We start from the raw sequence: 8,058 nt of genomic DNA, 5'->3' as shown, positions 1-8,058 counted from the left end.
CCAACCTGTAAATAAATTGAATTACTTTCAATTTTTAACTATCTATAAGGTGTGTCAACTAACTAGTGTTTATAAAATATTGAGAATACGCGAGTATTTGGAAGAAAAATTAACTTTATTGAGGGAGTGTTAGGAAGTGTTAATAACATTAAAAACAGAACGTTTAATTCTTCGTCAATTTACAATAGATGATGCAACCAGGGTCCAAGAATTGGCTGGCAACAAAGATGTTTCTAAAACAACATTAGGCATACCACATCCATATCCATTAGAAGCGGCTAAACAGTGGATTGAAAACCATCCTAAAATGATGAAAAATGATATTTTTCCTTTTGCTATTGTTTTAAAAGCTGAAGACATTTTAATTGGAACGATGACGATTCGTATAAACGATACCCATAAAAAGGCTGAATTAGCGTACTGGATTGGTAAAGAATATTGGGGAAATGGTTATGCAACCGAAGCTGCTAAGGAAATAGTGAGATATGGTTTCGAAGATCTAAATCTTAACCGAATTTGGGCAAAGGCTATGTCAAAGAACCCCGCATCAAGTAAAGTAATGATAAATGTTGGGATGAAAAAAGAGGGAGTTTTAAAAGAAGATATTCTTAAATCAGGGGTATTTGAGCATTCAGACATATATGGGTTAACTAGGTCGGGCTATCAATAAACTCTTTTTTCAATTAAAGGGTGCAATAGTTAAAGTAGGGGATCCAAGTAGATTGCCTACTTTTCGGTGATCAAAATTTTAAGACTGTTTTTTTGAATATGTCGTAAAATTGGCATATCAAGACTAATTTCTAACTAAAAAAGTCTTGATATGTTTCAATATCTATAAAAGTATACAATTAAGCAAGAGAGGAGACATCTTATCAGCCTTTAGCTAATCAATCCAATTTTGCTTTTTCAATTATCTAGTTTACATAATACTTATTATGGGAAGTTATCAAAAAAGCACTGAATATCATCTCACATTTAAAGTATACTCATGATAGTGAGACAAAATTTTAAAAACGCTATTATACAAATTAAATTTAATTATATAACGCGCTTAAAATTATTTGGCCATACAATGTGTTTGATCGAAATATCGTTTTGTAATTAAATAACTTTATTAATTAAGCAGCTGCCGAATCATTCTATTTTTATATAACTAACAGTTTATTAACCTATATCAATAACTAAAGTTTTCAAAATTACTGCTGCATTTTTTTGGCTTTACTCGATTTAATATATTAATTGTTAGTTTCCAATGCTCACATTATATACTCTGATAACTTGTCCATGTCCAAACTATTACTTTCCATGTATCAATCATAGATCATGTCGTTAAATTCGACGACCAGCCAATAATCTACTGTTAATCCCTTGTGAAATTTTCTCAAATAATTTCTTTCGCTACTATTTCTTCTAACAACACAATTACTCCAGCTTGCTTCATTTACACAATAATCCCTTTTTTATCCATTGTCATGGTTCTAGATCATTTCTTTACTGCTTAAATGCTCCTTAATTGAGCGAAAAATATGATAATTATAGTGTATTTATAGCAATATTACCCCCATTTTCTACCATCTAACCGCACATAATTGTTATTATGTGCGGTTAAAATGAAATTACAGTATAATAAGGTCATCGATTATCTATCAAAGGAGTGACATACACTGAAAATAGCCGAAAGTAATGCTACAGATCTGAAACAAGAAATTCTATCGTACTATGATGAAGAGTTAGAGATATTCCAAACATATTTAGAGGATTTAGGGTATTCCGATTTTACGATCCACTCTTACTTTTATGATGTAAAGCTATTCCTGGAGTATATAAATCTTGGAGAAAGCGAATGTGTTGAGCTGAACACCGTATCTAAAAGAGATATAGCATCGTTTTTAAGAAAGCAACATCGGAACGCAGCAAAATCAAGCCGAAATAGACGGTTAATGACCCTTCGTACTTTTTTTAAATCCTTAGTGAAGGCAGAATATCTATCCTATAATCCGGCTTTAGAAGTAGATATGGCCAAGCAAGAGAATGGTCGCCTGCCTACATATCTCAGTGACAAGGAGCTGGAACAATTTCTTTTATCCATTGCACCAGGGCAATATCATATCCGAAATAGATGTATTCTTATGTTAATGAGTTTGGCTGGATTGCGAGTAGTAGAAGTTTATAACCTAAACTTATCGGATTTAATTCGAGATGAAGACGAACCTGGTATCGAGGTATTGGGAAAGGGAAATAAAACACGTTATATCCCCCTCCCCATTCCATTGTATCAACTGTTGTTAGAATACGAGAAAATGTATCGAGGAGTTCCGAAGCCTGATCATGCTAATGCCTTTTTTCTTTCAAAGCGTGGAACTCGTATTTCCAGAAGGAGAATTCAAGAGATAACGGAAGAAACCTTTGAACGGTTAACCCAACAACCAGGTTTTCATTATTTAAAGCAAAAGAAATTATCTTCTCATAAATTACGGCATACCTTTGGAACCGGAATGGTTCGTGATGGTGTAGATTTAGTGACAATTCAGCAACTGATGGGTCATAGCAATCTTAATACAACTCAGATTTATACGCATGTTAACAATGAACAGAAGAAAAGAGCGATGAAGAACAAAGATGTATCCCGATTCTTTCATTAAAACACTTAAAACCTCTAATCACTTATGTTTTTTCGTGCATAAAAACAGTCGTAAAACCTTGATATTATTGGGTTTTACGACTGTTTTCTTTGATTCTTCTTCGTTCTCAGGCGAATTTACTTTGCATTTATGTACAATCACCCAGATAATTCTCTTAGAATTCGCTTCTTGCAGCATCCATTTTTTTACAAATTAAACAAATCATTTATTTAATTTACATAAATAAATTATGGTTAACTAGAAGGGTGATCAACAATTTATATATTGCCTCTTGAAATTCCAAAAGCAATATTCTTATAAAATGACACTCGTGATTTTTTGCAGATGTTAATTTACTATGCTCCATACTATTTTCTACTTATTGATATATTTCTGAATTAAATGAACCACTTTTTCCATACACTTCTACAGCATACATGCCATATACGACCCTTTATTCCTTCCTTTCAATTTAATTAGTAAACAAAAATGGTAATTATTATAGTAAACTATAAATAGATTGCAAGATTCTTCAAGCGAGGTGGAAGTGCGTGTTACATAAGAAGAAACCTATTTTTTCCATACTTCTATTGATTGTGATTATAACTGGTTGCTCGAGCCATTCCGTAAACCAATCAAATGAAGTTGATCTAACCATATCAGCTGCAGTTAGTCTAAAAGATGCTTTAGAAGATATTAAACAATTATACGAGGATGAAAATTCTCATGTGAATATTCGTTTTAACTTTGGTGGATCAGGATCCTTGCAGCAACAAATTGCACAAGGTGCTCCTACTGATATCTATTTTTCTGCGGCAGAGGATAAATTTAATAGTCTAGTTGAAGATGGATTCATTAAGGAGGAAGATGGTACCCAATTGCTAGAAAATGAGCTTGTACTAGTTGCTCCGATTGAACATAATGGAGTTTCCGAATTTGATGACTTACTTCAAGATGATGTACAGCGTATTTCAATTGGTACACCAGAAACGGTTCCAGCTGGTAAGTATGCTAAAGAAACACTTGAATTTTACGATCTATGGAGTGATCTTCAATCTAAGTTGGTTTATGCGAAGGATGTTAGACAAGTACTAGCTTATGTAGAAACCGGTAATGTAGAAGCTGGTATCGTATATAAAACAGATGCTTTGCAGTCTGATAAAGTAGCCATTATCGCTACCGCAGACCCATCATCGCATTCACCTATATCCTATGCAGTTGGGATTATTCACGATACGAAGAACTATGGAGCTGCTAAAGATTTCTATCACTATTTACAAAACCAAAATTCATTAGAGGTATTCGAACATTATGGATTCACTACTCATTAGTTTAGTATCAGAAGAATTTCTTAATCCGATATGGTTGTCCTTAAGAGTTGCTACAATCTCTGGTATTCTGGTCATCCTAATCGGAACGTTAATCGGACGACTATTCGCTAGAAAATCTTTTAAAGGAAAAGCAATAATCGAAACTATCATGATGCTACCAATCGTCCTCCCTCCTACTGTTGTTGGATTTTTTCTTATTGTCGTATTTGGAAGAAATAGTTTTGTTGGTAAAATAATGGAATGGTTATTTCATCAACCTATTATGTTTACTTGGTACGCTGCTGTTGTTGCAGCTTCAATCGTTGCCTTTCCACTCATGTATCAATCAGCAAAATCAGCCTTCCAAGGTGTGGATAAAGATATTGAAGCTGCGGCTAGGTTGGATGGTGCAAGTGAAGGTAAGCTATTATTATTTGTTTCGATTCCGCTAGCATCAAAGGTGCTCATCACGGGATGTATATTAAGTTTCGCACGTGCCTTAGGTGAATTCGGCGCTACCCTAATGTTCGCAGGGAATATACCTGGTGTAACCCAAACTATACCTACCGCAATCTATGTTGCAATGGAGTCTGGTAACCTTACTATGGCTTGGCTATGGGTTATTTCGATTGTTTTAATATCCTTTATCATGTTGCTATTTGTGCGAGTTAGAGAAGAATAAAAATTAGCCATACAGCGAACTAGAGGCTGTATGGCTTTTATTTGTTTGAGCAACTATCTTGATCCTACTCCAAATCAATTCGCTCTAATGGCCGCTTCGCTGGTCCCTCTACTACCTCACCAGTGTAAGAAAATCTAGAACCATGACATGGACAATCCCATGTTCTTTCTCCAGAATTCCATTCTACTTCACACCCCATATGGGTACATGTCGTATCCACACAATGGTATTTATCTTCTGGATCCTTATAGACACCTGCCCTTTTTCCATTGATTCGTGTAACGGTGGCGTCATCCTTGGAAAGTGATTTAATACTATTATACGTAAACTCTAACTTTCCTTTAATTAAATGCTTGGCTACATCGGCATTAATTCGCGCAAACTTACGTAAGGAAGGGTCTGCTTGGAATCGAGAAGGTGAGAATAATTCAGTATATCGATTTTCATGACCTAAAATCTTGTCCGAGATAATATTAGCTGCCAGAATACCATTTGACATTCCCCATTTCCGAAATCCTGTAGCAACGAAAATCTTATCTTCTTCCTCCGAAATTCTACCTATATACGGAAGTTTATCGAGTGTGGTTAAATCTTGTGCGGACCAGCGATATAAAATCTCTTCCACACCGATATGGGCTTCTGCAAAATCCTGTAATGCTTTGTAATGCTCGATTGTGGACTTACCTTGGCCAGTTTTATGATTATCCCCTATAACAAGCCAAGCTTCCTCACCATTTATCGTAATAGATCGTAGAGAACGAGTAGGCTCCTCAGCTGTAATATACATTCCACCAGGATAGTTCTTCTTCGATTTAATTGCTAAAACATATGCTCTCTCTGCATACATTCTAGCAGGGTAGAAACCTTGTCCATCATAAAATGGAAAATGGGAAGCGACAAATATATTGCCACAAATAACTCGATGTCCCTCTCTCGTAATGATTGCGGGATGCTTATTATACTCCACATCAACTGCAGTAGTATTCTCAAAAATTTGTGCACCATGTTTTACCGCTTCTTTAGCCAGTACACTTAAGAATTTCAGTGGGTGGAATTGCGCTTGCTTTTTCATAATCAATGCTTTTTTATGCTGCACCTTTAGCGGTATCGAATCCGTTAATTCACTATCAATCCCTAATGTATCATACGCTTTTTTCTCCGTTTCTAACTGATTCACATAGTCATCCAAATTTGTATAAATAATCGCATCCTGTTCTTCCAAGTCACAATTAATGTCCAATTCCTTCGCTGTAGCTTCTACAAATTCTTTCACTTCCATTTGTGCTTCATAATATAATTTCGCCTTTTCTTCGCCAAAATGTTGGATAAACTCATCATAAATGAGGCCATGTTGGGCTGTGATTTTTGCAGTAGTATGTCCGGTAGTTCCATTTAAAATTCTACCTGCATCAAGTAGAGCTACCGTTACATTTTGCTTGGCAAGTAAATAAGCTGCCGTTATACCAACAATGCCTCCCCCTACTATTCCAACATCCACTTTCATTCCTTCTTCTAATTTCGGATAATTAGGTATATCTATTTCCCGCCAAAATGGCTCTGGAAACTGAGGTAATTCTTTTGATTGCGCCATGTATAAACCACTCCTTCTTACCATGCATGATTTAGTTGATATGTCATAATGAATATATCTATAATCAGTATCCCCAATAATCATTGGATTTATATGGTATTCTTGTTAAATCAAGGAGGATTAAAATGAATGTGCATATTATCGTTAGTGGACGTGTTCAAGGTGTTGGATTTCGGTTTGCAGCAAAACAGAAGGCTATTGACTATGATTTAAAGGGATGGGTGAGAAATCTAGAAGATGGTAGAGTCGAATTGGAAATCGAAGGGACAAAAGCACCTATCACAGCTTATATAAAACAATTAAAAGAAGGTTTTCATCCATTAATACGAATTGATGACGTACAGATAACTGTAAATGAAACCCATCAACACTATAAAGCATTTGATATCAAATAAAAAACCGCTATTCCAAACGGATAGCGGTTTTACTATTAACGATCTTCAAAGAATTTACGATTTAATAGGATATATTCACTTTCCTCTTCTGGAACTTCATCTTCCATATAGATAGCTTCTACTGGACAAACTGCTTCACAAGCTCCACAATCAATACAAATATCTGGATCAATAAAAAACATATCTTTGCCTTCTTCTATACAATCAACAGGACAAACTTCAACACATTCCCCTGCTTTTTCTGTTTTACAAGGCGACGTAATAACAAATGCCATGTAAGAACCTCCTTTTACAAAATATAAACCTCAATAAATGCCATATTATAGTAATTATACTACAGAAGTTCAATTTTTTGTTCAAGCAATTACTAATAGAATCACCTTTTTCATTTTTTTCATACGATTTCTTTAAGGCGAGGTAATATGGAGATAGATGTACAAGACAGACTAGTATATCTTACATGTTCTACTTCCTTTAAATACGCAATCCAATCCAAATGTCATATTCGTTAGTCTTACAATATGGCTAGATTTATTAGATGTATTTAAAGTAAAAAAGAAGCTTAACTGCAAGAGTAAGCTTCTTTTCCTTTATAAATTAAGAATTAATAAATTCAATAAATGTATCAATTTTGCTATCTAAAAATTCGATAGTCTTTTGATCAGTTAAAATATCCGTCTCTACGTCTACTTTTTGTCCTGCTAAATTGATTAACACTTCATTTCCTCCTGGTGGAAGTATTCTTGCTTGAATACCTGTAGAGGATAAAATATCTCGTAAATGAAGTTGTGCCCGAATTGTTCCAAGTACTCCTTGTGAAGCCCCTAGAGGAAATACAGGTTTATTTACCAATACTTTCTCCACACGTGAACCCCAATCTAGAGCATTCTTTAATACTCCTGGAATCGACCAGTTATACTCAGGCGTAACAATGATAACAGCATCAGCATTCGCTATCTCTCTTTTAAAGTCCTTCACCACTTGTGGAGGATCATTTTCGTCATCCTGATTATAAAATGGTAGTGTATCAATACTTAAAATCTGCATATTAAATTTATCTTTGTAGCGATCCTGCATGAATTTCGCAATTTTCATGTTCAATGATTCTTTTCTAATACTTCCTACTAACGTAACAACGTTCATTTTATTACCTCCATTAGTTGTGATTCCATTCTTGTTTGTTTTGAACTACTTATGTAGCAATGGCAGCAATTCTGCCATTATCGCAAAGACTAATTACATTTCTTTAAAGTAATCTTTACGAAATCCTGCAATACGATTACTATCATCAAAAATAAAATAGAACTCTTCTGTCTCGTTTTTCACATCGTATACTTTCCCAGGTGTTAACTTATTATCTACAATGAATTTCTTTGCGTTAGCATGTACACATTCTATTTGTTTGATTGTTGGGTTATTCTCCCATTTTAAATGCATCATAAGTCATTTTCCTCCTTCA

General features: G+C 34.7%; 9 protein-coding genes. 5 read left to right on the top strand and 4 right to left on the bottom strand.

What is annotated here, in order from left to right; translation table 11 throughout:
- Positions 1-136 precede the first annotated feature (136 nt).
- The 4 genes from AAIB49_RS02430 to modB all read left to right on the top strand — a co-directional run bounded on the left by AAIB49_RS02430 (position 137) and on the right by modB (position 4,613).
- Positions 137-670, top strand: a complete 534-nt coding sequence (locus AAIB49_RS02430) for a GNAT family N-acetyltransferase (RefSeq protein WP_343457090.1) — start codon at positions 137-139, stop codon at positions 668-670.
- 994 nt (positions 671-1,664) lie between these two features.
- On the top strand, positions 1,665-2,642 hold the full coding sequence (locus tag AAIB49_RS02425) for a tyrosine-type recombinase/integrase (RefSeq protein ID WP_339217972.1): 978 nt from the start codon (positions 1,665-1,667) through the stop codon (positions 2,640-2,642).
- A gap of 530 nt (positions 2,643-3,172) precedes the next feature.
- Positions 3,173-3,952 (top strand): molybdate ABC transporter substrate-binding protein, encoded by a 780-nt coding sequence (modA, locus tag AAIB49_RS02420; protein ID WP_343457088.1) that lies wholly within the window; start codon positions 3,173-3,175, stop codon positions 3,950-3,952.
- Positions 3,933-4,613, top strand: coding sequence for a molybdate ABC transporter permease subunit (gene modB, locus AAIB49_RS02415; RefSeq protein WP_343457086.1), 681 nt, complete (start codon positions 3,933-3,935; stop codon positions 4,611-4,613). Before modA ends, modB begins: the two co-directional genes overlap by 20 nt.
- Positions 4,614-4,677: 64 nt before the next feature.
- Here the strand turns inward: modB and AAIB49_RS02410 are convergent, their stop codons facing one another.
- The gene (locus AAIB49_RS02410; protein WP_343457084.1) at positions 4,678-6,204 is read right to left on the bottom strand and encodes an FAD-dependent oxidoreductase; all 1,527 of its coding nucleotides are present in this window, start codon (positions 6,202-6,204) and stop codon (positions 4,678-4,680) included.
- A 125-nt stretch (positions 6,205-6,329) separates the two neighbouring features.
- Between AAIB49_RS02410 and AAIB49_RS02405 the strand changes: the two genes are divergently transcribed.
- Positions 6,330-6,599: an acylphosphatase gene (locus AAIB49_RS02405; protein ID WP_339214971.1), complete on the top strand. Its 270-nt coding sequence runs from the start codon at positions 6,330-6,332 to the stop codon at positions 6,597-6,599.
- Positions 6,600-6,634: 35 nt separating this feature from the next.
- Here AAIB49_RS02405 and AAIB49_RS02400 read toward each other — a convergent pair whose 3' ends face one another.
- The 3 genes from AAIB49_RS02400 to AAIB49_RS02390 all read right to left on the bottom strand — a co-directional run bounded on the left by AAIB49_RS02400 (position 6,635) and on the right by AAIB49_RS02390 (position 8,039).
- Positions 6,635-6,874: a DUF362 domain-containing protein gene (locus AAIB49_RS02400; protein ID WP_186869728.1), complete on the bottom strand. Its 240-nt coding sequence runs from the start codon at positions 6,872-6,874 to the stop codon at positions 6,635-6,637.
- Positions 6,875-7,196: 322 nt separating this feature from the next.
- On the bottom strand, positions 7,197-7,742 hold the full coding sequence (locus AAIB49_RS02395) for an NADPH-dependent FMN reductase (protein WP_343457081.1): 546 nt from the start codon (positions 7,740-7,742) through the stop codon (positions 7,197-7,199).
- A 93-nt stretch (positions 7,743-7,835) separates the two neighbouring features.
- Positions 7,836-8,039 carry a DUF6501 family protein gene (locus AAIB49_RS02390; protein ID WP_339214966.1) on the bottom strand — a complete coding sequence of 68 codons (204 nt, stop codon included), beginning with the start codon at positions 8,037-8,039 and terminating at the stop codon, positions 7,836-7,838.
- Positions 8,040-8,058 lie beyond the last annotated feature (19 nt).

The sequence above is a fragment of the Ornithinibacillus proteolyticus genome (assembly GCF_039581225.1).
Classification (GTDB): Bacteria; Bacillota; Bacilli; order Bacillales; family Amphibacillaceae; genus Ornithinibacillus; species Ornithinibacillus massiliensis.
This window is presented reverse-complemented; position numbering and strand designations above follow the sequence as displayed.

Bases quoted from the DNA above. Each gene is read 5' to 3' on its own strand.
- modB (WP_343457086.1), top strand. From the start codon at position 3,933: ATGGATTCACTACTCATTAGTTTAGTATCAGAAGAATTTCTTAATCCG.
- AAIB49_RS02410 (WP_343457084.1), bottom strand. From the start codon at position 6,204: ATGGCGCAATCAAAAGAATTACCTCAGTTTCCAGAGCCATTTTGGCGG.
- AAIB49_RS02405 (WP_339214971.1), top strand. From the start codon at position 6,330: ATGAATGTGCATATTATCGTTAGTGGACGTGTTCAAGGTGTTGGATTT.
- AAIB49_RS02400 (WP_186869728.1), bottom strand. From the start codon at position 6,874: ATGGCATTTGTTATTACGTCGCCTTGTAAAACAGAAAAAGCAGGGGAA.
- AAIB49_RS02395 (WP_343457081.1), bottom strand. From the start codon at position 7,742: ATGAACGTTGTTACGTTAGTAGGAAGTATTAGAAAAGAATCATTGAAC.
- AAIB49_RS02390 (WP_339214966.1), bottom strand. From the start codon at position 8,039: ATGATGCATTTAAAATGGGAGAATAACCCAACAATCAAACAAATAGAA.